We start from the raw sequence: 22,963 nt of genomic DNA, 5'->3' as shown, positions 1-22,963 counted from the left end.
CTGCATTTGGCGCGCGGCGCGATACCCTCACGCGGTGTTGAATCGGCTCCTCACCGTCGGCGCAGTATGGGTCCTGGGCGTCGCCGCCATGGCATTGGCGGCGTTCCACAGCGGATGGTGGGCAGTGCTCGCGGTTCCGCTGCTGGCATTGGCCGCGTTGGGCACGTGGGATTTGGCGCAAAAGCAGCACACGATTCTGCGGCTGTATCCGATTTTCGGGCATATCCGCTGGTTGATGGAGCTCATCCGACCCGAGATCCGGCAGTACTTCATCGAGTCCAACACCGAGGCCTCGCCGTTCGACCGTGAGACCCGCGACATGGTCTACGAACGCGCCAAGGGCACCAAGAGCACCGAACCCTTCGGCACCGAGCGCAACGTGAACGCAGTCGGTTATGAGTTTCTCAGGCACTCGCTGCGCGCTCGTTTCGCCGACGAACTCGATCCTCGGGTGCGATTGGGCGGTCCCGAGTGCAGCCAGCCCTACGACATCGCACTGCTGAATGTGTCGGCGATGAGCTTCGGGTCGTTGTCTGCCAACGCGGTCGAGGCGCTCAACGCGGGCGCGGCCCGCGGCGGCTTCGCTCATGACACCGGGGAGGGTGGCATCAGCCCGTATCACCTGCGCGGCGGTGGGGACCTGATCTGGGAGATCGGATCGGGGTACTTCGGGTGCCGCGACACCGAAGGACGCTTCGACCCCGCCCCGTTCACCGAGAAGGCGACGATGCCCTCGGTCAAAGCCGTGTCCGTGAAACTGTCACAGGGAGCCAAGCCAGGTCTTGGCGGGGTGCTTCCTGGCGCCAAGGTCAGCCCGGAGATCGCTGCCACACGCGGGGTCCCGGTGGGACACACGGTGATCTCGCCACCGGCGCACGGCGCGTTCCAGACCCCGATTGAACTCATGGAGTTCATCGGGTCCCTGCGCAGCATGTCCGGTGGCAAGCCGGTGGGTTTCAAACTCTGCGTCGGCTCCCGCTCCGAGTTCCTGTCGATCTGCAAGGGCATCCTGGCCACCGGGATCGCTCCGGACTTCGTGATCGTCGACGGATCCGAGGGCGGAACCGGGGCCGCGCCGCAGGAATTCGAGGATCACGTGGGGATGCCGCTCACCGAGGGGCTGATGCTGGTGCACAACAGCCTGGTGGGCACCGGACTGCGGGACCAGATCAAAATCGGTGCGTCGGGCAAGGTGGCCACCGGTGTCGACATCGTCAGCCGGATCTGCCAGGGGGCGGACTTCACGTTGTCCGCGCGGGCCATGATGTTCGCGGTCGGCTGCATACAGGCGCTCAAGTGCAATACCAACCGTTGTCCGACCGGGGTTGCCACCCAGGACCCTGCCCGCGCCAGGGCACTCGATGTCGCCGACAAGACGGCCAGGGTATTCAACTTCCAGCGTGCCACCGTGGCCAGCGCCGCCCAGATCGTGGCATCGATGGGACTGACGGGATTGCACGAGCTGTCCCCCGCCATGCTCAACCGCCGCACCGAGGGCCAGGGGGCGCGGACCTACGCCGAGATATATGACTGGCTGATGCCGGGCGAACTGCTCGATGGCCCTCCGCAGGCGTGGCTGTCGGACTGGATCGAGGCGTCCGCCGAGAGGTTCCAGTGAACCCGCAAACGGCTCACTGGAAGTGACCGACAACCCGCCCACTACGAACTGGTTACCGCGTCGTCCTCCGCCTCCTCATCATCGCCGTCAACCGGCAGTTGCCGGCGAATTCTCAACTGGTACATGGTGAAGTCAGGGGGCACGCCCTCCTGCTTGGCCCCGAACACCTGCTTGCGGAGCTTTCGGGCCGTCACTCCCAGCGCCTCGAGATCTGCCGGGTCTATCCGCTCCAGGGTTGCCTCGGAGACGATCAGCTCACCCCGGGGCGCACGTTCCATCACGCGAGCGGCCAGGTTCACGTCGATGCCCAGCCAGTCCGAACCGATGCGTTGCGGGCGACCGGTGTGAATACCGACGCGCATTCGTGGCCGGTAGCCCTCCACTTCAACGGCATCGAGGGCTTCCCGGGCGGCCAGAGCCGCGCGAACCGCGTTGGTCGGATCGGCGAACACCGCCATGATCCCGTCGCCCATCCTCTTGACGATCTGGCCGCCCGATTCGAACAAGGGCGGCTCGACCACTTGGGATACCCGGCGCAGCAACTTCAGGGTGGCCTCGTCCCCCGCGCCCAGTGACCACGACGAGAACTTGACCAGGTCGGTGAACATCAACGTCACCTCGGTATTGGCGGGCCGGCCCGAAACTCGCTCGGTCAGTGCCTGCCAGAGCTGCAGGGCTCCGAGGCTGACCTCGCGCGATGCCGCATCACGCTCCAAGATGCGGTCGGCGGCCCGGGCAGCCGCGCGCGGTCCACCTACTCCGGCGGCCGAGAGCGGATCACCGAATTCCGGGTCGCCGGGCAACACGCGGCGGGCACGCCGAAGGAACGAAATGACCGTGGGACTGTGGTTGGCCTCTTTCAACCAGCTGATCGGCCCTGACGAATCCGCGCCCACGCGATCACTCGGCGGGGCCTCGTCCACGCACGCAAGCCTAATCTGCGCACTATCGCGGCGATAAACCAGCAGGTCACGACAGTGTGGAGTGGTGGCAGCAGCTGAATAACACCCTCCCGCCGAGGCCTCGAAGCCGTAGACAACGACCGTTGTCAACAACTAGATTGGGTTGGTGCGATCAATGGGGATGGCAACGACGACGGCCGGCAATCCACTCGGCCCGGATTCACTGACCTGGAAGTACTTCGGTGACGTGCGGACGGGCATGTTGGGTGTGTGGATCGGCGCGATCCAGAACATGTATCCCGAACTCGGGGCCGGCGTCGAGGACCACTCGATCCTGCTGCGTGAACCCCTGCAGAGAGTGGCTCGATCGGTGTACCCGATCATGGGTGTCGTATACGACGGAGATCGGGCCAGGCAAACCGGCGACCAGATCAAGAGTTACCACAAGGCGATCAAGGGCGTTGACGCCACTGGACGGCGCTACCACGCGCTCAATCCCGAGACCTTCTACTGGGCCCATGCCACCTTTTTCATGCTGATCATCAAGACTGCCGAGTATTTCTGCGGCGGGCTGACCGAAGCCGAGAAGCGTCAACTGTTCGATGAGCATGTCCAGTGGTACCGGATGTACGGGATGAGCATGAGCCCCGTGCCGGAGTCGTGGGAAGACTTCCAAGAGTACTGGGACCGCAAGTGCCGCGACGAGCTGGAAATCAACCATGCGACGCTGGATATCTTCTCGATACGCATCCCCAAACCGTGGTTCGTACTGATGCCCACACCGCTGTGGGATCAGATGTTCAAACCGATGGTGGGCGCTCAACGTTGGATTGCCGCAGGGCTTTTCGACCCAGCCGTGCGCGAGCGGGCGGGAATGCGATGGACAGCGGGCGACGAAGTCGTGCTACGCCTGTTCGGCAAGATCGTCGAGCTCGCGTTTGTCGCCGTGCCCGACGAAGTCAGGCTGCATCCGCGAGCGGTGGCTGCCTACCGCCGCGCTGAGGGCAGGCTTCCCGCCGACGCTCCGCTGGTCGAGGCTCCAGCCTTCATGGCTCCCCCGCGCGACCGCAGGAACATGCCCATGCACTACGTGCCACCGCACAAGTCGCTGCTCGACCGGGTCGGGTCCCTGGTGCACACGACGTTCTCATTGGCGGGCGGCCGTCCGGCACGCGGACGCGGTAAGGCAGCCTGAGTACATGCTCGAATGGTCTGACGTCGACATCGCCGTGCGCGATGCCGTGCGCGAGTTCGTCGACAAGGAAATTCGTCCACACATCGACGCGCTCGAGAGCGGCGAGATGGAGCCCTACGGGATCATCCGAAAGCTCTTCGCGACCTTCGGCATCGCCGACATGGCCCGCGACTCGCTGAACAAACGGCTGGCCAGACTGCGCGCCGGCGACGCCCCAACCGGGGCAAAGCCCTCGTCAGGCGGCATGTTCGGCGGCGACGGCGGTTCCGCGGGGATGGGCTTTGTCGTGCTCAGCGAATTGTGCCGGGTGTCGATGGGTGTGGTCACCGGGATGGGTGTCAGCCTCGGGCTCACCGTGCCCACGATCATGGGTCGCGGCACCCTTGCCCAGCAGGAACGTTGGCTGCCCGATCTGGTGACCTACGACAAGGTGGGGGCATGGGCGATCACCGAACCGGATTCGGGCTCCGACGCGTTCGGGGGCATGAAGTCCTACGTCGTGCGCGACGGCGAGCAATACATCCTCAACGGCCAGAAGACATTCATCACCAACGGCCCGGACGCCGACGTCGTCGTCGTGTACGCCAAGCTCCAGGAGGGTGAGGCAGGTGATTCCTCCTCGAACCCGCGGAACCGCAAGGTCCTGACCTTCGTCCTGGACCGCGGCATGGATGGATTCACGCAGTCAAAGCCGTTCCACAAGATGGGTATTCACTCATCCCGGACCGGGGAGTTGTTCTTTGACGACGTCCGCCTCGGGCGAGATCGGTTACTGGGTGAGTCCGAGAACATCGCTGCGGGCGACGGGCGGGACAGCGCACGGTCGAACTTCTCGGCCGAACGCATCGGCGTGGCGGCAATGGCCCTCGGCGTGATCGAGGAATGCCTGCGACTGTGCGTCGACTACGCCAAGACCCGCACGCTCTGGGGCAAGGAGATCGGCCAGTTCCAGCTGATTCAACTCAAGCTGGCCACCATGGAGGTGGCACGAATGAATGTGCGCAACATGCTGTTCCGGGTGATCGAGGCGGCGCAGACGGGCACGTCGATATCGCTGGCGGAGGCCTCGGCGATCAAATGGTACTGCTCCCAGGCCGCGACCGATGTCGCGATGGAGGCCATCCAGGTTTTCGGCGGAAACGGTTACATGACCGAGTACCGGGTCGAGCAACTCGCCCGGGACGCGAAATCGTTGATGATCTACGCCGGCAGCAATGAGGTGCAGATCACGCACGTAGCCAAGGGTCTGCTGAGCGACTAGCGTTGGGTCGCCGACTACCGCAGGAGCACTAGGTGGATTTCACGAACGACACCGCATTGATCACCGGTTCGAGCGGAGGGATAGGCGAGGAATTCGCCGTCCAGCTTGCCCAGCGCGGAGCAAATCTCGTGCTGGTCGCGCGGCGGGCCGACAAACTCGAAGAGTTGCGGGACAGGCTCGTGGCCAAGCATCCCGGGATTGTGGTCGACGTCATCACCGCCGACCTCGCCGTGCCCGGGTCCGCGGCCGAACTCCAAACCAAAGTTCGTGAGCTTGGGCGAACGGTCGATGTCCTGATCAACAACGCCGGGGTCGGGCTGCACGGCAAGTTCCAAGACCAGGCACCGGAGCCAAATGCCGCTCAAATCCAATTGAACTGCGTCACACTGGTCGACCTCACCGCGCGATTCCTGCCGTCGATGACCGAACGCAGGCACGGAGTCGTGCTCAACGTCGCCTCGACGGCAGCCTTCCAGCCGACCCCCGGGATGGCCGTCTACGGCGCAACCAAGGCCTTCGTGCTGTCCTTCACCGAAGCACTCTGGCAGGACTGCAGGGGAACCGGGGTCAAAGTGCTCACCCTCTGTCCCGGCGCGACCGAAACCGAGTTCTTCACGCGCACCGGCGAGGAGTTCCTCACCGACGGACGGCAGACCTCGAAAGAGGTTGTCGACACCGCCCTGGCAGCGCTCGACAAATCGTCCCCGACAGTGGTTTCGGGCTTGCGCAACAGCATCATGGCTCACGGGTACCGGCTGGCGCCCAGAAAGCTGATGCTCGCGGTGTCAGAGCGGATAATGAAGTCCGATTAGCCCGTTCGCCGGTGGGCCTGCGCGCTCTGGTAAAGGCAGATCGATGCGGCTGAGGCGATATTGAGGCTTTCGGCGCTTCCGCGCATCGGGATGTGCACACGGTGAGTGGCCTGATCCACGAGGTCGACCGGCAGACCGTGCGCTTCCGGTCCGAACAGCCACGCGGTCGGGATCGTCAGGTCGACGGTATCGAGACTGACGTCGCCGTCCAGCGTGGTGGCCAGCACCTGCAACCCGGCCTTCCGTATCTCAGTGACGGTGTCGGGGCCTTCGGGCCGGCTGACAACCGGAATGGAGAAGATACTTCCCGCTGACGCGCGGAGGCATTTGCCGTTGTAGGGATCGACACTATGGCCGGCGAGCACCACCGCGTCGGCGCCCATGGCATCGGCGACACGGATCACGGTGCCCGCGTTGCCGGGCTCCGATACGCCCACCGGCACCGCCAACAACATGGGCCGGCCGGCCAGCACATCGCCGAGATCGACCTCGGGGATCGAGCACACTGCGACCAGGCCGACGGGAGTCACCGTATCCGACAACGCTTTTGCCGCACGCTCAGTGACCAATTGGACCGACGCGTCGGCCAACAGCCCACTGAACCGTTCCGCGGCGATCTCGGTGGCGAATACCTCAGATACGACTCCGCGCCGCAACGCGGCCTCGACGAGGTTCGGACCCTCGGCAAGACAGCGTGCGGCGCGGCGGCGCCCGATGTGGCGGTGCAGCTTGACTGCCGCGGCCACCCGGGCAGATCGTTCGGTGAGCGTCGACATTTCCCGGGTCGCTACGCTCCGACCCTCCGTCAGGCAGCCTCGCCTGCGCCGGAGGGAGCATTCACGTCGGCCGGCAGCGCATCCTTGGCGACCCCAACCAGCACGGTGAACGCGGCCGGGTCGCTCACTGCAAGCTCGGCGAGGTTCTTGCGGTCCACCTCGACTCCGGCGGCCTTGAGGCCCTGGATCAGCCGGTTGTAGGTGATGCCGTTGGCGCGGGCCGCCGCATTGATGCGTGAGATCCACAACTTGCGGAACTCGCCCTTGCGGGCACGGCGGTCACGGTAGGCATAGGTCAACGAATGCAGCTGCTGCTCCTTGGCCTTGCGGTACAAGCGCGACCGCTGACCGCGGTAGCCCTTGGAGGCCTTGAGGACGGTGCGCCGCTTCTTATGCGCGTTGACTGCGCGTTTCACGCGTGCCATAGGTCTTCCTATCGTTCGGGTGGGGTTCGGCGCCCGGGGTGCCGAAAGGTTTCGAAAGGTGCCGAAAGGTTTCGAAGAGTTCAGCCGTCCAGCAGTTTCGCGACGCGCTTCTTGTCATTGGCGGCCACCTCGGTACGCCCCTCGAGGCGCCGGGTGCGCTTGCTCGCCTTGTGCTCGAGCAGGTGCCTGCGCCCGGCCTTCTGGCGCACGATCTTGCCTGTTCCGGTGCGGCGGAATCGCTTGGAAGCGCCGCTGTGGGTCTTCGCCTTGGGCATAGGTTCCTCAGTTCTGCTCGGTGTCTGCTTGGTGTCTGCTCGGTGGTAACGGGGTTAGCGGTTGGGCTGAGCATCGGTGCGGGATGCTCTTCGCGCCAGCGGCTCATCGGCGTCATGGGCCGCCTGGGCACGAGTCTTCGCGCCGCGGTGCGGCGCCAGCACCATCGTCATATTGCGTCCGTCCTGCTTGGCGGACGTCTCGATGAAGCCGTAATCGGCGACGTCGGCGCCCAGGCGCTGCAGGAGTCGGTAGCCCAGTTCGGGCCGCGACTGCTCACGTCCCCGGAACATGATCGTCACCTTGACCTTCGACCCCGCCTCCAGGAAGCGGATCACGTGGCCCTTCTTGGTCTGGTAGTCGTGCGGGTCGATCTTGGGTCGGAGCTTCTGTTCCTTGACGACGGTCTGCTGCTGGTTCTTGCGAGACTCGCGCGCCTTCTGCGCCGTCTCGTATTTGAACTTGCCGTAGTCCATGATCTTGCATACCGGCGGCTTGGCGTCCGGGGCTACTTCGACAAGGTCGAGATCGGCATCCGCGGCGACGCGGAGCGCATCTTCGATGCGCACGATGCCTACCTGCTCACCGCCCGGTCCGATCAGGCGAACTTCAGGTACGCGAATACGCTCGTTGACGCGGGTCTCAGTGCTGATGGGGCCTCCTATGTTGTCCTCAGGAGTCCCCCACGCCGCCGACGTTCTGCCCCGAAGAACAGATAAGCCCTGCTCATAGCAGGGCCCAAAGCCGACCAGGACAGACATCAGGGATGTCTGTGACCGGACCGCTGTACCTTCGAGTGAATCGGTGGCCAACGGTGGGAGCGGGACTCCACTTGCTGTCCCTGACGTTTGCCGGGACGGTCGCGCATGTCAGTCTAGCAGGCATGACCGATGACCCAACTCGCGCTGCAGAGGCGGCCCCGCACACCCGCGAGCTCGCTGATATCCCCGCAGTCGAGGTGATCACCCGCGCGGCGGTGATGCTGATGAGCGCTGCCGCCGAGAAGATCGGACTGTCGGCTGCTGATCCCGAAGAGAGCCCCTACCGCGATCTCGACGAGGCCCGCCGCCTGATCACTGCCCTGGCCGGGCTGGTCTCCGCGTCGGCGGAGTACCTGGGACCGCACGCCGGGCCGGTCCGCGATGGGCTCAAAACGCTGCAGCTGGCGTTTCGTGAGGCCAGCGCCGCACCCGAGGACCCCGGACACGGTCCAGGTGAGAAGTACACCGGCCCGGTCTGGTAGCACCGATTTCCCATGATGACGCAATATCCTCGCCGCCCATGACCCTGAATCCTCGCCGCCCATGACTTTGACCACCCCCGCGAGGGCGCGCCCGACCACCAGGTTCCGGTGGGTACCCGCGGTCGCCGGCTGGGTGGTGGGCGTCATCGCGACGTTGTCCCTGCTGGCCAGTATCTCGCCGTTGATCCGGTCGGCCATCGCAGTCCCGCGTGAGTTCGTCAACGAATACATCTTCAACTTCCCCGACACCAGCTTCGCGTGGGCATTTGTGCTGGTGCTACTTGCCGCCGCACTGGCGGCCCGCAAGCGGATCGCCTGGCTGATCCTGGTCGGCTACCTGCTCGCGGCGGTCGGCTTGAACGTTGGCGAACTGCTCAGCGGCGATGAGTCATGGGTGCAGGAGATCGGTGAGTTCATCGGCCTGGCATTCCATGTGGCGGCGATCGCTTTTCTGCTGTTGGCCCGCAAGGAGTTCTGGGCAAGGGTGCGCCGCGGCGCACTGCTCAAGGCGGCCGGGGTGCTCGTCGCCGCGATGGCCATCGGAACGCTGACCGGATGGGCGCTGCTGGAACTCTTCCCCGGCACGCTGCCCCGCCCGGAACGGCTCTGGTACGCCCTGAACCGGGTCAGCGCGTTCAGCGGCGCCGACGCGAACTCGTTCACCGGTCATCCGCACGTATTCGTCAACGCGCTACTGGGGCTGTTCGGCGCGCTGGCCCTGATGGCGGCTGCGATCGTGCTGTTTCAATCACAGCGGGCCGATAATGCGCTGACCGGTGAGGATGAATCGGCCATCCGGGGCCTGCTCGAGCTCTACGGCAAGAACGACTCACTGGGTTACTTCGCCACCCGCCGCGACAAGGCCGCGGTGTTCGCGCCCAACGGCCGCGCGGCGATCGCCTACCGCGTCGAGGTCGGCGTGTGCCTGGCCGGCGGCGATCCTGTCGGGGATCAGAAATCCTGGCCGCAAGCCATCGAAGCCTGGCTGGGTCTGTGCCAGAGCTACGGGTGGGCGCCCGGCGTGATGGGCGCCAGCTCAACGGCTGCGCAGGCCTTCCGTGCGGCCGGCCTCAGCGCGCTACAGCTCGGCGATGAGGCGATCCTGCACCCCGACGGTTTCCGGCTCTCGGGACCCGACATGCGCGCGGTCCGCCAGGCGGTGACCCGCGCCCGGCGCGCCGGCACCACCGTGCGGATCCGCAGACATCGCGACATCGACGCCGCCGAGATGGCGCAGTTGGTCATTCGGGCTGACGCGTGGCGCGACACCGACGACGAACGCGGCTTCTCGATGGCGCTGGGCCGGATCGGCGACCCGGCCGACGGCGACTGCCTGCTGGTCGAAGCCCTGCACAACGCCGGCCAGGGCGATGACGGCCGGCGAGAGCAGGTCGTGGCGATGCTGTCGCTGGTGCCGTGGGGCACCAACGGCGTGTCTCTGGATCTGATGCGCCGATCGCCCCAATCTCCCAACGGCAGCATCGAATTGATGGTCAGCGAGCTGTGCCTGCAGTCCGAGGACATCGGGGTGACCCGCATCTCGCTGAACTTCGCGATGTTCCGCTCGGCCTTCGAACAGGGCGCCCAACTGGGCGCCGGACCGGTAGCCCGGCTGTGGCGGTGGTTGCTCGTGTTCTTCTCCCGCTGGTGGCAGCTGGAGACGCTGTACCGGTCGAACATGAAGTACCAGCCCGAGTGGGTGCCGCGCTTCGCCTGCTACGAAGACGCCAGACTGGTACCGCGCGTCGGAGTGGCGTCGGTGATCGCGGAAGGTTTTCTGGTGCTTCCCTTTTCGCGGCGCCACGAACAGCCGCACACCGGCCAGCACATCGCCGCGCCCGGAACCCTGGTGGCTTCGGGGGTACTCCACTCCGACGGCACCGCCCCCGACCTCAGCAGCCTCCAGGCCGATCTGGCCGATACCGACGAGCTGCCTCGGCTTCCCGAACAGGTCCGGGTACGCATGGCCAAACTCCGGGCACTTCAGCACGCCGGTGTCGACGCCTATCCGGTAGGTCGGCCGCCAAGCCACACCGTCGCGCAGGCGCTGGCCGCCGAAAGTGGCTCCGCGGTAACGGTTGCGGGCCGGGTTCTGCGGCTGCGCGACTACGGCGGCGTGCTGTTCGCCCAGCTGCGGGACTGGTCCGGCGAGACTCAGCTGCTGTTCGACAACTCCCTCCTCGCCGACGGCAGCACCGCCGACTTCACCCGCACGATCGACCTGGGCGACCTCATCGAAGTGACAGGCGCCATGGGGCACAGCCGATCTGGCGCCTGGTCGGTGCTGGTGACCCAGTGGCGCCTGATCGGCAAATGTCTTCGTCCGCTGCCCGACAAATGGAAGGGCCTGACCGACCAGGAGGCTCGCGTGCGAACTCGCTACGTCGACCTCGCGGTCAACACCGAGGCGCGCGACCTGATCAAGGCGCGCAGCGGGGTTCTGCACGCGATCCGCGAAACCCTTGTCGCCAAGGGTTTCCTGGAGGTCGAGACGCCGATCCTGCAGCAGATCCACGGCGGCGCCAACGCCCGGCCGTTCCTGACTCATATCAATGCCTACGATCTCGACCTGTATCTGCGCATCGCACCCGAGCTGTATCTGAAACGGTTGTGCGTCGGTGGAGTTGAGCGGGTGTTCGAACTGGGCCGCGCCTTCCGCAACGAGGGCGTGGACTTCAGCCATAACCCGGAGTTCACCCTGCTGGAGGCCTACCAGGCGCACGCCGACTACAACGTCTGGATCGACGGATGCCGTGAGTTGATTCAGAACGCCGCCGTAGCCGCCAACGGGGCGCAAGTGTTCCTGAGGCCCGGTTCGGACGGAACGCTGGACCCGGTCGACATCTCCGGACCGTGGCCGGTCAAGACCGTGCACGGTGCGGTCTCCGAGGCGCTGGGCGAAGACATCGAACCGCAGACCGACCTGGCCACGCTGCGCCGACTGTGCGACGCCGCCGGGATTGCCTACCTCACCCACTGGGATACCGGCGCGCTGGTGCTTGAACTCTATGAACAGCTGGTCGAGGATCGCACCGGCGAGCCCACGTTCTACAAGGACTTCCCGACGACGGTGTCTCCCCTGACCCGACCGCACCGCAGCATCCCCGGCGTTGCCGAGCGCTGGGATCTCGTCGCCTGGGGCGTCGAACTCGCCACCGCCTACAGCGAGCTGACCGACCCCGTGGAGCAGCGCCGCCGGCTGCAGGAACAATCGCTGCTGGCGGCCGGCGGCGACCCCGAGGCGATGGAACTCGACGAAGACTTCTTGCAGGCCATGGAGTACGCCATGCCGCCGACAGGCGGACTGGGCATGGGTGTCGACCGGGTGGTCATGCTGATCACCGGGCGAAGCATCCGCGAGACCTTGCCTTTCCCCCTGGCCAAACCGCGCTGAAGCGGCCGCATCGAGCGCCGCCGGGAAGGCTTCGCGAGGTAGCGTGGTCAGCATGGCCGACGAACCTCGTAGCGAGCCTGACCCCACGCCCGAATCCGACGACATCGCGGCTCCGGATGTGGCCCGACCGCCCGCTGCGCCCGTCGACGCCGGCTACACCGCGGGCGGCATCCCGACGTTCGAGTCGGTCCGCGAGAAGATCGAGACCCGATACGCGACCTCGATCGGATCAGCGGAACTCGCGGCCGAGACTCCGGAGGGACGCAGCGTCGAGGAGCGTTACGACGCGCACCAGGAGGCGGCCGCCGAGCGTCTGGCGCAGATTCGCGCTTCCATGCGCGGTGAGGGTTCCGAATCCGAGGACTCCGGGTAACCCACGGTCGGGTTTTCTTCTCCGACTTGACCCCTGATAGCCAAGTGACGGCTTGTTCCCCAGGATCGGCTCAACGCCAGGGGTGTGCACCGGAAACGAGAAGACAGAACCGGGCAAACGAGAGGTCGCTGCCAATCCCGAAGCGTGGCAGCGCCAGTGGGTCGGAGTCGGGGTAGGCAAACCCTTCGGTTGTCGCCAAGGACCACCGCACGCCACGGCGACGCAATGCGTCCTTGGCACGCTCGTCGAAATCCCGAACACGGCCGTTGGGGTAGGCGAAGACCGTCGGCGCGCGCCCCGTCTCGCGCTCCAGCGTCACACAGGACTCCACGACCTCGCGTTCGACCTTTTCGTCGGAGCAACGGGACAGGATGGGATGGGTCACGGTGTGCGGATACAGCGTCACGTCGGCGTCCCTGGCGACGGCACGCGCCTCGTCCCACGAGAGCAACCGGAACGGACCCGGCCCGGTGTTGGGATCTGCGCCCAGTCTTGCGACCAGCGCCTCCAGGCGCGTGATCCGCTCGTCGTCGGGCAACTCCTTCATGCTGTGCACGGCCAGCCCGTAGGTTTCGCCGCGATCTGCGGCACTCCGGAGGCTGCGCGTGCCCAGGCCGAGTTCGGTCAGATCGACCTCGTGCAGTGTCGTGTTCGCAAACGCGAGCCACAGCCGATCGGGCCACAGCGCTTCCGCACTGCCCATCGGACCCGTAGCAAGAAAGATGGCAGCGGGTAACCCGAGACTGCGCAACACGGGTGCGGCGTGTGTCGCCAGGTTTCGGGTTCCGTCGTCGAAGGTCACGGTGGCAGCCCGGTCTGGCAGCGTGCCGGTGCGCAACCGCTCGAGGGCCTCATCCAGTGGCAGGACATGAAAACGTCGCCGGACGAAGTCCAGCTGGCGCCGCAGCGTGGCCACGTCGAGTACGTGCCAGCAGGGCGGCGAAAGCCTCTGCGCCTCGACGCCGTGAAACATCAGAATGGTGAGTTGCCCACGCCGCCGGCGACGCGCGAGCGCGCCAATACCCGCCGCGCACAGAAGCCGGGCGGTGAGTTCCTTCATGGCGTGGCCGATCACTCGGCGCACGCTACCTCGATTGCATAGCCCCCGTGACGATCTTGATCACAGTCGGCCGTGCCCGGCCTGCCGTTGCTGACACCGCGCACCGGGACGTTCGCCCCGTCAGGCGCTGACCTTGCGGCGGGTGCGAGCTTTGGCCGGTTTCCGGCGCGGCAGACCCAACGACTCCGCCAGGAAACCGCCGGTGTAGCTGTCGCGGTTGGCAGCGACGTCTTCGGGGGTGCCCGTCGCAACCACGGTGCCGCCACCGGACCCGCCATCGGGACCCATGTCGACGATCCAGTCCGAAGTCTTGATCACGTCCAGGTTGTGCTCGATGACAATGACCGTATTGCCTTTGTCGACAAGGCCGTTGATCACCATCAAGAGCTTGCGAATGTCGTCGAAGTGCAGCCCGGTGGTCGGCTCGTCCAGGATGTAGACCGTGCGACCGGTCGAGCGCTTTTGCAGCTCGGAGGCGAGCTTCACCCGCTGCGCCTCGCCGCCGGACAGTGTCGGTGCGGGCTGGCCCAGCCGGACGTAACCCAGTCCGACGTCGACCAACGTCTTCAGGTAGCGATGGATCGACGTGATCGGCGAAAAGAACTCGGCTGCCTCCTCGATGGACATGTCAAGCACCTCGGCGATGGTCTTGCCTTTGTAGTGCACCTCGAGAGTTTCTCGGTTGTAGCGGGCACCCTGGCAGACCTCGCACGGCACATACACGTCGGGCAGGAAATTCATCTCGATCTTGATGGTGCCGTCGCCGGAGCACGCCTCGCAGCGACCGCCCTTGACGTTGAAGGAGAACCGCCCGGGCTGGTAGCCGCGAACCTTGGCCTCGGTGGTCGCCGCGAACAGCGTGCGGATCTTGTCGAATACGCCGGTGTAGGTGGCGGCGTTGGAGCGCGGCGTCCGGCCGATCGGCGACTGGTCGACACGGACCAACTTGTCGACCTTGTCCAAGCCGGTCACCCTCGTGTGCCGCCCGGGAACCTGCCGGGCTCCGTTGAGCTTGTTGGCCAACACCGACGCGAGGATGTCGTTGACCAGGGTCGATTTACCGGATCCGGAAACGCCCGTTACCGAGGTCAGCACTCCCAGCGGGAACGCCACGTCGATTTCCCGCAGATTGTGCTCGCGCGCACCGACGACCGTGAGCTGGCGCTTGCGGTCGGCCGGCCGCCGCAGCGCCGGGACCTGGATCTCCTCTTTTCCTGAAAGATACGCTCCGGTAATCGAATTCGGATTCTTGACCAACTCGTCGTACGGACCGCTGTGCACGATCTGACCGCCGTGCTCACCGGCTGCCGGGCCGATGTCGACGACCCAGTCGGCGTGGGCGATGGTGTCGAGATCATGCTCGACCACGATCAGGGTATTTCCCAGGTCGCGCAGCCGCACCAAGGTGTCGATCAACCTACGGTTGTCGCGCTGGTGCAACCCGATCGACGGTTCGTCGAGCACGTAGAGCACGCCCACCAGTCCGGACCCGATCTGGGTGGCCAGCCGGATGCGCTGCGCCTCTCCACCGGACAGCGTCGCGGCCGCACGGGATAGCGACAAGTAATCCAAACCGACATCGAGCAGGAACCCCAGCCGCGACTGAACCTCTTTGAGGACCTGGCCGGCGATCGCCTGCTCTCTGGTTCCCAACGTGAGCCCGTTGAGGAACGCCGCACAATCGGCGATGGACAACTGAGCGACCTGCGCGATCGATTTCGTCCCGAGATCCCCCGCGGTCAATGTGACGGCCAAAATTTCTGGTTTGAGCCGGGTGCCGTCGCATTCCGGGCACGGCACGTCCCGCATGAAGCCTTCGAGGCGCTCCTTGGTCTGTTCGGAGTCGGTCTGCTCCATGCGGCGGTGCAGGAACGCCATGACGCCCTCGAAGTCCGCGTAGTAGGACCGGGTTCGCCCGTACCGGTTCTTGTACCGCACGTGGACCTGCTCATCGCAACCCTCGAGGATCGCCTTGCGGGCCCTGACGGGAAGCTTCTTCCACGGCGTGTCGACGTCGAACCCCAATTGGTCACCCAGGCCGGACAGCATTCGGGTGAAGTACTCGGCGGTGTGTCCCATCGACCACGGCGCCACGGCGCCCTCGGCCAAAGTCAGGTCGGGGTCGGGCACGACCAGCTCGGGGTCGACCTCTTTCTTGATGCCCAGGCCGACGCACTCCGGGCAGGCACCGTAGGGCGAGTTGAACGAGAACGATCGGGGCTCGAGATCGTCCACTGCCAGTGCATGGCCGTTGGGGCAGGCCAGTTTTTCGGAGAAGCGCTGCTCGCGCGGTGCATCGGTCTCGAGATCTCGATCGTCGGGAAACTCCAGCACGACGATGCCGTCGGCCAGGTTCAGCGCGGTCTCCACAGAGTCGGTGAGCCGCTGCTTGGAGCTCGCCTTTACCGCCAGGCGGTCGACGACCACCTCGATGTCGTGCTTCTCCTGCTTCTTCAGCTTCGGCGGTTCGGCCAGGGAGTGCACCACACCGTCGACCCGGACCCGGCTGTAGCCCTGCGTGTTGAGCTTGTCGAAAAGGTCGACGAACTCCCCCTTGCGGGTGCGAACCACCGGTGCGAGTACCTGAAATCGCAGGCCCTCGTCCATGGCGAGCACCTGGTCGACAATCTGCTGGGGAGTCTGACGGGCGATGCGCTGTCCGCACACCGGGCAATGCGGTGTGCCGGCCCGGGCATAGAGAAGCCGCAGGTAGTCGTAGACCTCGGTGATGGTGCCGACCGTCGAGCGCGGGTTGCGGTTGGTGGATTTCTGGTCGATGGACACCGCAGGTGAAAGTCCCTCGATGAAGTCGACGTCGGGCTTGTCCATCTGACCGAGGAATTGCCGCGCATATGCCGACAGCGATTCCACGTAGCGACGCTGCCCCTCGGCGAAGATCGTGTCGAACGCCAACGATGATTTGCCCGAGCCCGAGAGCCCGGTGAACACGATCATCGCGTCGCGCGGTAAGTCGAGATCGACGCCACGCAGATTGTGCTCACGGGCACCCTTAACGATCAAGCGGTCAGCCAACTGCGTCCTTCCCCACGAGATGTCCTTCCCAACAATCATCGGCGCTGCTCACTGGTAGGCCATTTCGTCCGGCAGGTGCAACACAGACCCATGCTAGGTGCCGGTACCGACAGGTCCCCGTCCAGCTGTCGTTAGCCGCTGACGACAGTCTCGGCAGTACCTCGGCGGCGGGCAGTAACCTGGGTCACCATGACCGTCGTCGATGAGAACTACACCGGACACGTCGAACCCCAGAAAGCAGCTCGGCGCACACTCCCGGGCGCCTCGATCCTCAAGGTGTCCGTCGGCCCCATGGACAACAACGCCTACCTGGTGACCTGTTCCCGAACCGGCGAAACCTTGCTCATCGACGCCGCCAACGACCCCGCCATTCTGCTCGACCTGATCGCGCAGCATGCGCCGAAGTTGTCGTTGATCGTCACCAGCCATCAGCATCCGGACCACTGGATGGCGCTGGCGGAGGTCGCCGCTGCCACCGGCGCCCCGACCGCCGCTCACCGATTGGATGCCGAACCGCTGCCCGTCACCCCCGACCTGCTGCTGGCCGACGGTGACACGATCAATGTCGGCGAGCTCAGTTTCGCTGTCATCCACCTACGCGGTCACACGCCCGGCTCCGTTGCGCTGGCGTTGGGCGGCCCGGCCGCCGGCGATGATGTCCAACTGTTCACCGGTGACTGCCTGTTTCCCGGCGGTGTCGGCAAGACCTGGCAAGAAGGTGACTTCGAGCAACTGCTGGACGACGTGAGCAGCCGGGTGTTCGACGTCTTCGGAGACAACACGCTGGTGTATCCGGGGCACGGCGACGACACCACGCTTCAGGCAGAGCGCCCACATCTGGGCGAATGGCGCGCTCGCGGTTGGTGACGTGCGAAGCCCCTGGGCCGGCAGATCACCGGCCCGGGGTCGCCCGATAGTCGGCCTCCGATCAGGAGGTGTGCACGATCAGCACGTCGCACTTGGATCGCCGCGCGACATTGGCGGGCACCGACCCGAGCAACCGCCCGGCGATGGTGCTCAGTCCGACGTTGCCCACCACCAGCAGGTCCGCGCCCACTTCCTCGACAAGATCGACGAGTGCATCCACCGGTGCGCCGACTACGGCATTCTCCTCGACGTTCTCGGCGCCGGCCGCCTTCGCACGATCCTTCGCATCCCGCAGGATCGCGTAGATCGGGGCATTGCCCGACACCATGTAGCCATCGTCCTTGAGAAGGTCAGCGGCTCGCTGATCCTCGCTCTGCGGGAAGTAGGCCGTGGCGACGATAACCCTCGCGTTGGCCCCGGCTGCGATCTGGCCGGCGCGGTCAACGGCACGCAACGACGAATCTGACCCGTCAGTACCAACCACAACGGTTTGATAGGCGCTCATCCATATCCTCCCAGTGTCAGATGCAACGCCACAGACACTAACCCGGTATCGGCCGAACATGGGTACGAATCACTACACCGGGACGGTATTCGCCCAGGATTCGGCACTGCCGCGTCGTCAACGTCACACTGGCGCCGAATAACGTGCCTGCGCCACAGCTGTCGGTCAGGGACTACCGCAGGATCTCAACACCATCACGCAGGACCTCAACAGCATGTGGAATCAAGTCATTTGAGACCCGCAGCATCCATACCGCGCAGTTCCTTCTTCAGGTCGGCGATCTCGTCTCGGATACGGCCGGCCAACTCGAATTGGAGATCTCGTGCGGCGGCCATCATCTGCGCGGTGAGTTCCTTGATGAGGTCGGCCAACTCGGCGCGCGGCATGCTGGCTATGTCGCGGCCCTCGAACACACCCGCACTCACCGCCCGACCGGGCTCGCCTTGGGCACGTCTGCCCCGCGAGGCGTTGCGGCCGGAGCCGCCGATCTCGACGGACTCGGTGTCGTCCGCCTCCCGGTAGACCTGGTCGAGAATGTCGGCGATCTTCTTACGCAACGGCTTTGGGTCGATGCCTCGCTCTTCGTTGAAGGCGATCTGCTTGGCCCGCCGGCGCTCCGTCTCGTCGATCGCCTGCTGCATCGAGTCGGTCATCCTGTCGGCGTACATGTGGACCTCGCCGGAGACGTTTCGGGCAGCGCGGCCGATGGTCTGGATCAGGCTTCGCGGCGATCGCAGAAAACCCTCCTTGTCGGCATCGAGAATCGCAACCAGCGATACCTCGGGCAGGTCAAGACCCTCACGCAGCAGGTTGATACCGACAAGCACGTCGTACTCGCCCAGACGCAGCTGGCGCAGCAACTCGACCCGGCGCAATGTGTCGACCTCCGAATGCAGGTACCGAACCCGAATCCCCATCTCGAGCAGGTAGTCGGTGAGATCCTCGGCCATCTTCTTCGTCAGGGTGGTGACCAGCACCCGCTCGTCGCGCTCGGTGCGCGCGCGGATCTCGCCGATCAAGTCGTCGATCTGGCCCTTGGTCGGCTTGACAACGACCTGCGGGTCGACCAGACCGGTCGGTCGGATCACCTGCTCGACGAACTCCCCGCCGGCCTGGCTCAGTTCGAACGCCCCCGGCGTGGCCGACAGGTAGACCGTCTGGCCGATCCGGTCGGCGAATTCTTCCCACGTCAACGGCCTGTTGTCCACCGCCGAGGGGAGACGGAATCCGAAGTCGACGAGGTTGCGCTTGCGCGACATGTCGCCCTCGTACATGCCACCGATCTGCGGCACTGTGACGTGCGACTCATCGATGACCAGCAGGAAATCCTCCGGGAAGTAGTCGATCAGGGTCGCCGGCGCCGTCCCCGCTGCCCTGGCGTCGATGTGGCGCGAATAGTTCTCGATGCCAGAGCAGAACCCGACCTGACGCATCATCTCGACGTCGTAATTGGTGCGCATCCGCAACCGCTGAGCCTCCAGCAGCTTGCCCTGGCCCTCCAACTCGGCCAGCCGCTGCTCGAGCTCGGCCTCGATGGTCGAGATCGCGTGCGTCATCCGTTCCGGCCCGGCCACGTAGTGGGTGGCCGGAAACACCCGCAGCGAGTCGACTTTGCGCACGATGTCGCCGGTCAGCGGATGCATGTAGTAGAGGGCCTCGATCTCGTCGCCGAAGAACTCGATGCGGACGGCGAGCTCTTCGTAGGACGGGATGATCTCGACGGTGTCCCCGCGAACCCGGAACGAGCCCCGGGTGAACGCCATGTCGTTGCGGTTGTACTGGACATCGACAAGCAGCCGCAACAGCGCGTCGCGCGGCACCTCGTCGCCGACAGTCAACTCCACCGAGCGGTCCAGGTAGGACTGCGGTGTTCCGAGCCCGTAGATGCAGGACACCGACGCCACCACCACGACGTCGCGGCGCGACAGCAAGCTGGAAGTCGCCGAGTGACGCAACCGCTCTACGTCGTCGTTGATCGAGCTGTCCTTCTCGATGTAGGTGTCTGTCTGAGCGATGTAGGCCTCGGGCTGGTAGTAGTCGTAGTACGACACGAAGTACTCGACTGCGTTGTGTGGCAACATCTCCCGAAGTTCATTGGCCAGCTGGGCCGCCAGCGTCTTGTTCGGCGCCATCACCAGGGTGGGCCGCTGGAGACGCTCGATCAGCCACGCCGTGGTCGCCGATTTCCCGGTGCCGGTGGCGCCAAGGAGGACCACGTCGCGCTCGCCCGAGCGGATCCGGCGTTCCAGGTCCTCGATCGCGGTGGGCTGATCGCCGGCAGGTTCGTACTCGCTGACCACCTCGAAACGACCGCCTTCGCGGACGATCTCATCCACGGCGCGGTACTCCGAGTGCGCGAGCACGGGGTGTTCAGTCGCGAAGGCCATGTTCACCAGCCTAGAACCCGGCCCCGACACCGTCGGTCCATGCTCGGCTCCACAATCACCCTGCGGTGTCCTATCAGCGCATATCCTGGTCGGCATCCACCCTCCCAAGCACGAGACCTTCGACCTCACGGCCAAAACCAACACCGACCCCAAGGGCGTCGTCCGAGCCGTGGACGTCTACACCGTCCAACCGTGGGGCCTCTACATGGCCCGGCCCACACCCGGGCGCCTCCAATTCCACTACATCGAATCCTGGCTGCTGCCCTCGCTGGACCTGCGCGTGACGGTGTTCCACTTCAACCCCGGCCACGAACGCGACCAGGACTTCTACCTCGATATCGGTCAGTACGTCCCGGGACCGACCAGCTGGCGTGGTGAGGATCACTACCTTGACCTGATCCTGCGGACCGGCGCCGGCGTACAGGTCACCGACGTCGATGAATTGTTTGCTGCGGTCGGGCAAGGACTCCTGAGCCCCGAGCGCGGCAACCGTGCCGTTCGCACCGCGATCGCCACCGTCGAAGCGCTGGCCAGGCATGATTACGATCTTCACCGGTGGTTGGCGGGTATCGGCATGGCCCTGACGTGGCGGGGAGCCGATTCGCGGTAACGATCGGTCGCGCCACGCGGATAACCTTGATGATGCCTACCGCGCGCCGCCGCCGAGATGCCTCGAACGGGGTCCGGATTGTAATGTCGGCTGGCATGAGCGTCACCAAGCGGAGCTGGCTGGGATTGGCGGCCGTCGCTGTGACCGGATCCTGGGTGATCTGGACCCCGGCGGCAGCGCTGGCCGAGCCGACCCCCGAAACGCCCACCGAAGCGCAGCCCGCCCAAACCGCCGAGGTGCTCCACAACGTCATCTACCGGGCCCGGGTGGACGGGGTGTCCCGCGGAGCGAAGATCAGGTACCGGGCCGAGGGCAACGAACTTCAGACCGCCGAGCCGACGATGATTCCGGGTCGGGTTTTCGAGGCCAACACCGTGCTGCCCGCATCTGAGATCGCCAACATGCGGGTTTCGATCGAATGGCCGTACTCAGCCAACCTGCACTGCGAGATCCTGGTCGACGACGCGCTGGTCGCGCAGGCCGACGATTTCATCGGCCCGCGGGCGACGCCCCAGCGGGACGACCCCGATTTCGGTACGCTGACCTGCCAGGTTCCGGTGAGCGGGATCGCCAATGAGGTACCGGTGGACCCTGCTGCACCGGTGGACCCTGCCGCACCGGTGGACCCTGCCGCACCGGTGGACCCTGCCGCACCGGTGGACCCTGCTGAAGCACCGGTGGACCCTGCTGAAGCACCGGCAGAAGCGCAACCGCCGTTGGAAGGGCAACCGCCGGCGGCAACGGAAGCATTACCCGTGGTGACGCAAGGGTTACCGGTGGTGACGGGTCGACCGTGAAGACAGCGTCACGCTGGGCCACGGGAGTGAACACACCTTCACGGTCGCCAGCCGGTGGTGTCCGCCCACTCCCACGCCCGGCGATAGGCATCCAGGAACCACGGCTCCTTCGCCTCGGCGTAGGCGCCGACGTCGACCGGGCCCGGCACGGCCACGGCGCGCTTCAGCGCCGCATAGTCTGACCGGGCCTGCGGGTTCGCCCTCAGCCAGTCGACGAACAGTAACGCGAACTGCTGACCGGGCCAACCCTCCACCCGCACATGAACATTGGTCGGCCGCGCCGGATCGGCCGAGCAGTACAGCCGTTTGGCCCACAGCGAATCGTCGTCCACGCGGTCGAACTCCCCGACGGTGCTGCGGCCATCCGGCTTGCCGACGTCCTGACTGATGGCGGTGCGTGGGTATCCGGCCGCGAGCAGCCCACCGGCAAGGTCGTCGGCGACCTCGATCGAAGCCACGGTGACCTGGATGTCGATGACATCCTTGGCGTCCATCCCGGTAATCGCGGTAGAGCCGATGTGGTCGATGCGTGCCGCACGGTGACCGCACGCGGTCCGCAGCCGTGCCAGAATCCGTTCCGCCTGAGCAGGCCAGCTCGGGTCGGCGGGCACCAGACGCGGCTCGGAATGCGCGGGCCGGCCGGCGTGAAGGTTGTGGGCAAATGGCTGGATCCGGTCGTGCCACAGCGCGCGGGCCCGTTCGACCAGCTCCCCGGCGCTACCGGAGTTGTCCAGCCAGACATCGGCAACCGCCCGGCGCTGTTCCTCGTCGGCTTGCGCGGCGATGCGCGCCCTCGCGTCCTCCACACTGAAGCCCCGGTGGCGGATGAGTCTTTCCACCCTCGCTTCGATGTCGGCATGGACGACTACCACCAGCGGGAACATCGGCGCCAGCTGCGATTCGACGAGCAGCGGGATGTCCTCGATGATGATCGGGTTCTCGTCGGCCTCCTGCGCAGTCGCGATCAGCTCCGAACGCCGATGCGCCACAAGGGGATGCACGATGCCGTTCAGCGTTGCGCGCTTCTGATCGTCGCCGAAGGCGATTGCGGCCAATGCGGGCCGGTCCAGCGCTCCGTCGGGCAGCAGGATGCCTTCGCCGAACGCGTCGACCAGACCGGCCAGACCCTCGGTGCCCGGTTCGACAACCTCCCGGGCGATCACATCACCGTCGACGACGATGCCCCCCAGCTCCCCGAATGTGGCGGCCACCGTGGACTTGCCTGCACCGATTCCTCCGGTCAACCCGATACGCAGCACGGCATAAGTCTGACAGCAGCCGGGCTCGAATGGCGCAACTGTTGCGTCTGAGGCACACGAAGCCGAGGGCAACACAACGCGCTCTGACGAACCCGCACCCGGTTGACACGTTATTGCCGCCCAGAACCGTAGGCTGGTGAACCACCCACCAACTCCTTCGAAGGCTGGACAAC

The 22,963-nt window shown here is 65.5% G+C and carries 20 protein-coding genes; 10 read left to right on the top strand and 10 right to left on the bottom strand.

The genetic code is table 11. From position 1 onward, the window contains the following. The first annotated feature begins 37 nt into the window (after positions 1 to 37). Positions 38 to 1,618: an FMN-binding glutamate synthase family protein gene (locus ACPGXI_RS03835; RefSeq protein WP_526650021.1), complete on the top strand. Its 1,581-nt coding sequence runs from the start codon at positions 38 to 40 to the stop codon at positions 1,616 to 1,618. 41 nt (positions 1,619 to 1,659) lie between these two features. On the opposite strand, the gene ACPGXI_RS03830 is transcribed toward ACPGXI_RS03835, so the two are convergent. Continuing rightward, positions 1,660 to 2,541, bottom strand: coding sequence for an adenylate/guanylate cyclase domain-containing protein (locus ACPGXI_RS03830; protein ID WP_526649944.1), 882 nt, complete (start codon positions 2,539 to 2,541; stop codon positions 1,660 to 1,662). Between the two features lie 154 nt (positions 2,542 to 2,695). Here ACPGXI_RS03830 and ACPGXI_RS03825 point away from each other — a divergent pair, with 154 nt between their 5' ends. The 3 genes from ACPGXI_RS03825 to ACPGXI_RS03815 are packed head-to-tail and all read left to right on the top strand — an operon-like array spanning position 2,696 to position 5,788. After that, a complete protein-coding gene (locus ACPGXI_RS03825) occupies positions 2,696 to 3,715 on the top strand; it encodes an oxygenase MpaB family protein (protein ID WP_526650019.1) in 1,020 nt (339 codons plus the stop codon). A gap of 4 nt (positions 3,716 to 3,719) precedes the next feature. After that, positions 3,720 to 4,976 (top strand): acyl-CoA dehydrogenase family protein, encoded by a 1,257-nt coding sequence (locus ACPGXI_RS03820; RefSeq protein ID WP_526649942.1) that lies wholly within the window; start codon positions 3,720 to 3,722, stop codon positions 4,974 to 4,976. A 32-nt stretch (positions 4,977 to 5,008) separates the two neighbouring features. Next, positions 5,009 to 5,788 (top strand): SDR family NAD(P)-dependent oxidoreductase, encoded by a 780-nt coding sequence (locus tag ACPGXI_RS03815; protein ID WP_526649940.1) that lies wholly within the window; start codon positions 5,009 to 5,011, stop codon positions 5,786 to 5,788. Here the strand turns inward: ACPGXI_RS03815 and ACPGXI_RS03810 are convergent. From ACPGXI_RS03810 to infC, 4 genes are all read right to left on the bottom strand, one after another. Then, the gene (locus ACPGXI_RS03810) at positions 5,785 to 6,534 is read right to left on the bottom strand and encodes a TrmH family RNA methyltransferase (RefSeq protein WP_526650017.1); all 750 of its coding nucleotides are present in this window, start codon (positions 6,532 to 6,534) and stop codon (positions 5,785 to 5,787) included. The genes ACPGXI_RS03815 and ACPGXI_RS03810 overlap by 4 nt on opposite strands. 59 nt (positions 6,535 to 6,593) lie before the next feature. Continuing rightward, entirely contained in the window at positions 6,594 to 6,989 is a 396-nt protein-coding gene (rplT, locus tag ACPGXI_RS03805; RefSeq protein WP_526649938.1) for a 50S ribosomal protein L20, read from the bottom strand. A gap of 80 nt (positions 6,990 to 7,069) precedes the next feature. Further along, positions 7,070 to 7,264: a 50S ribosomal protein L35 gene (gene rpmI / locus ACPGXI_RS03800; RefSeq protein ID WP_526649936.1), complete on the bottom strand. Its 195-nt coding sequence runs from the start codon at positions 7,262 to 7,264 to the stop codon at positions 7,070 to 7,072. A 54-nt stretch (positions 7,265 to 7,318) separates the two neighbouring features. After that, positions 7,319 to 7,915 carry a translation initiation factor IF-3 gene (infC, locus tag ACPGXI_RS03795; protein ID WP_526650015.1) on the bottom strand — a complete coding sequence of 199 codons (597 nt, stop codon included), beginning with the start codon at positions 7,913 to 7,915 and terminating at the stop codon, positions 7,319 to 7,321. Between the two features lie 230 nt (positions 7,916 to 8,145). On the opposite strand from infC, the gene ACPGXI_RS03790 reads away from it, so the two are divergent. The 3 genes from ACPGXI_RS03790 (at position 8,146) to ACPGXI_RS03780 (ending at position 12,272) form a co-directional block, all read left to right on the top strand. Next, entirely contained in the window at positions 8,146 to 8,505 is a 360-nt protein-coding gene (locus tag ACPGXI_RS03790) for a DUF1844 domain-containing protein (protein ID WP_526649934.1), read from the top strand. A 61-nt stretch (positions 8,506 to 8,566) separates the two neighbouring features. Continuing rightward, on the top strand, positions 8,567 to 11,899 hold the full coding sequence (lysX, locus tag ACPGXI_RS03785; RefSeq protein ID WP_526649932.1) for a bifunctional lysylphosphatidylglycerol synthetase/lysine--tRNA ligase LysX: 3,333 nt from the start codon (positions 8,567 to 8,569) through the stop codon (positions 11,897 to 11,899). A 52-nt stretch (positions 11,900 to 11,951) separates the two neighbouring features. Next, the gene (locus tag ACPGXI_RS03780; RefSeq protein ID WP_526649930.1) at positions 11,952 to 12,272 is read left to right on the top strand and encodes a hypothetical protein; all 321 of its coding nucleotides are present in this window, start codon (positions 11,952 to 11,954) and stop codon (positions 12,270 to 12,272) included. Between the two features lie 70 nt (positions 12,273 to 12,342). Here the strand turns inward: ACPGXI_RS03780 and ACPGXI_RS03775 are convergent, their stop codons facing one another. Both ACPGXI_RS03775 and uvrA read right to left on the bottom strand, forming a co-directional pair. Then, entirely contained in the window at positions 12,343 to 13,356 is a 1,014-nt protein-coding gene (locus tag ACPGXI_RS03775; RefSeq protein ID WP_526649928.1) for a polysaccharide deacetylase family protein, read from the bottom strand. Positions 13,357 to 13,452: 96 nt separating this feature from the next. Further along, entirely contained in the window at positions 13,453 to 16,365 is a 2,913-nt protein-coding gene (gene uvrA, locus ACPGXI_RS03770; protein ID WP_526650013.1) for an excinuclease ABC subunit UvrA, read from the bottom strand. A 189-nt stretch (positions 16,366 to 16,554) separates the two neighbouring features. Between uvrA and ACPGXI_RS03765 the strand changes: the two genes are divergently transcribed. Next, a complete protein-coding gene (locus ACPGXI_RS03765; RefSeq protein WP_526649926.1) occupies positions 16,555 to 17,232 on the top strand; it encodes an MBL fold metallo-hydrolase in 678 nt (225 codons plus the stop codon). 61 nt (positions 17,233 to 17,293) lie between these two features. Here the strand turns inward: ACPGXI_RS03765 and ACPGXI_RS03760 are convergent, their stop codons facing one another. Together ACPGXI_RS03760 and uvrB are read right to left on the bottom strand one after the other, a co-directional pair. Next, entirely contained in the window at positions 17,294 to 17,737 is a 444-nt protein-coding gene (locus tag ACPGXI_RS03760) for a universal stress protein (RefSeq protein WP_526649924.1), read from the bottom strand. Between the two features lie 227 nt (positions 17,738 to 17,964). Beyond that, positions 17,965 to 20,124, bottom strand: coding sequence for an excinuclease ABC subunit UvrB (uvrB, locus tag ACPGXI_RS03755; protein ID WP_526649922.1), 2,160 nt, complete (start codon positions 20,122 to 20,124; stop codon positions 17,965 to 17,967). 94 nt (positions 20,125 to 20,218) lie between these two features. Between uvrB and ACPGXI_RS03750 the strand changes: the two genes are divergently transcribed. Together ACPGXI_RS03750 and ACPGXI_RS03745 are read left to right on the top strand one after the other, a co-directional pair. After that, a complete protein-coding gene (locus tag ACPGXI_RS03750) occupies positions 20,219 to 20,734 on the top strand; it encodes a ribonuclease FAU-1 family protein (RefSeq protein WP_526650011.1) in 516 nt (171 codons plus the stop codon). 95 nt (positions 20,735 to 20,829) lie between these two features. Next, the gene (locus tag ACPGXI_RS03745) at positions 20,830 to 21,531 is read left to right on the top strand and encodes a hypothetical protein (protein ID WP_526649920.1); all 702 of its coding nucleotides are present in this window, start codon (positions 20,830 to 20,832) and stop codon (positions 21,529 to 21,531) included. 38 nt (positions 21,532 to 21,569) lie between these two features. Here the strand turns inward: ACPGXI_RS03745 and coaE are convergent, their stop codons facing one another. After that, entirely contained in the window at positions 21,570 to 22,790 is a 1,221-nt protein-coding gene (gene coaE, locus ACPGXI_RS03740) for a dephospho-CoA kinase (protein ID WP_526649918.1), read from the bottom strand. Between the last annotated feature and the right edge of the window lie 173 nt (positions 22,791 to 22,963).

This window comes from Mycobacterium sp., from assembly GCF_049608025.1.
In the GTDB taxonomy this organism is placed as follows: domain Bacteria; phylum Actinomycetota; class Actinomycetes; order Mycobacteriales; family Mycobacteriaceae; genus Mycobacterium.
This window is presented reverse-complemented; position numbering and strand designations above follow the sequence as displayed.

Excerpts from the sequence above, each read along its gene's own strand:
- rplT (WP_526649938.1), bottom strand. The coding sequence starts at position 6,989 with ATGGCACGCGTGAAACGCGCAGTCAACGCGCATAAGAAGCGGCGCACC.
- ACPGXI_RS03760 (WP_526649924.1), bottom strand. The coding sequence starts at position 17,737 with ATGAGCGCCTATCAAACCGTTGTGGTTGGTACTGACGGGTCAGATTCG.
- ACPGXI_RS03780 (WP_526649930.1), top strand. The coding sequence starts at position 11,952 with ATGGCCGACGAACCTCGTAGCGAGCCTGACCCCACGCCCGAATCCGAC.
- ACPGXI_RS03790 (WP_526649934.1), top strand. The coding sequence starts at position 8,146 with ATGACCGATGACCCAACTCGCGCTGCAGAGGCGGCCCCGCACACCCGC.
- ACPGXI_RS03745 (WP_526649920.1), top strand. The coding sequence starts at position 20,830 with ATGAGCGTCACCAAGCGGAGCTGGCTGGGATTGGCGGCCGTCGCTGTG.
- ACPGXI_RS03820 (WP_526649942.1), top strand. The coding sequence starts at position 3,720 with ATGCTCGAATGGTCTGACGTCGACATCGCCGTGCGCGATGCCGTGCGC.
- ACPGXI_RS03765 (WP_526649926.1), top strand. The coding sequence starts at position 16,555 with ATGACCGTCGTCGATGAGAACTACACCGGACACGTCGAACCCCAGAAA.
- ACPGXI_RS03825 (WP_526650019.1), top strand. The coding sequence starts at position 2,696 with ATGGGGATGGCAACGACGACGGCCGGCAATCCACTCGGCCCGGATTCA.
- lysX (WP_526649932.1), top strand. The coding sequence starts at position 8,567 with ATGACTTTGACCACCCCCGCGAGGGCGCGCCCGACCACCAGGTTCCGG.
- rpmI (WP_526649936.1), bottom strand. The coding sequence starts at position 7,264 with ATGCCCAAGGCGAAGACCCACAGCGGCGCTTCCAAGCGATTCCGCCGC.
- uvrB (WP_526649922.1), bottom strand. The coding sequence starts at position 20,124 with ATGGCCTTCGCGACTGAACACCCCGTGCTCGCGCACTCGGAGTACCGC.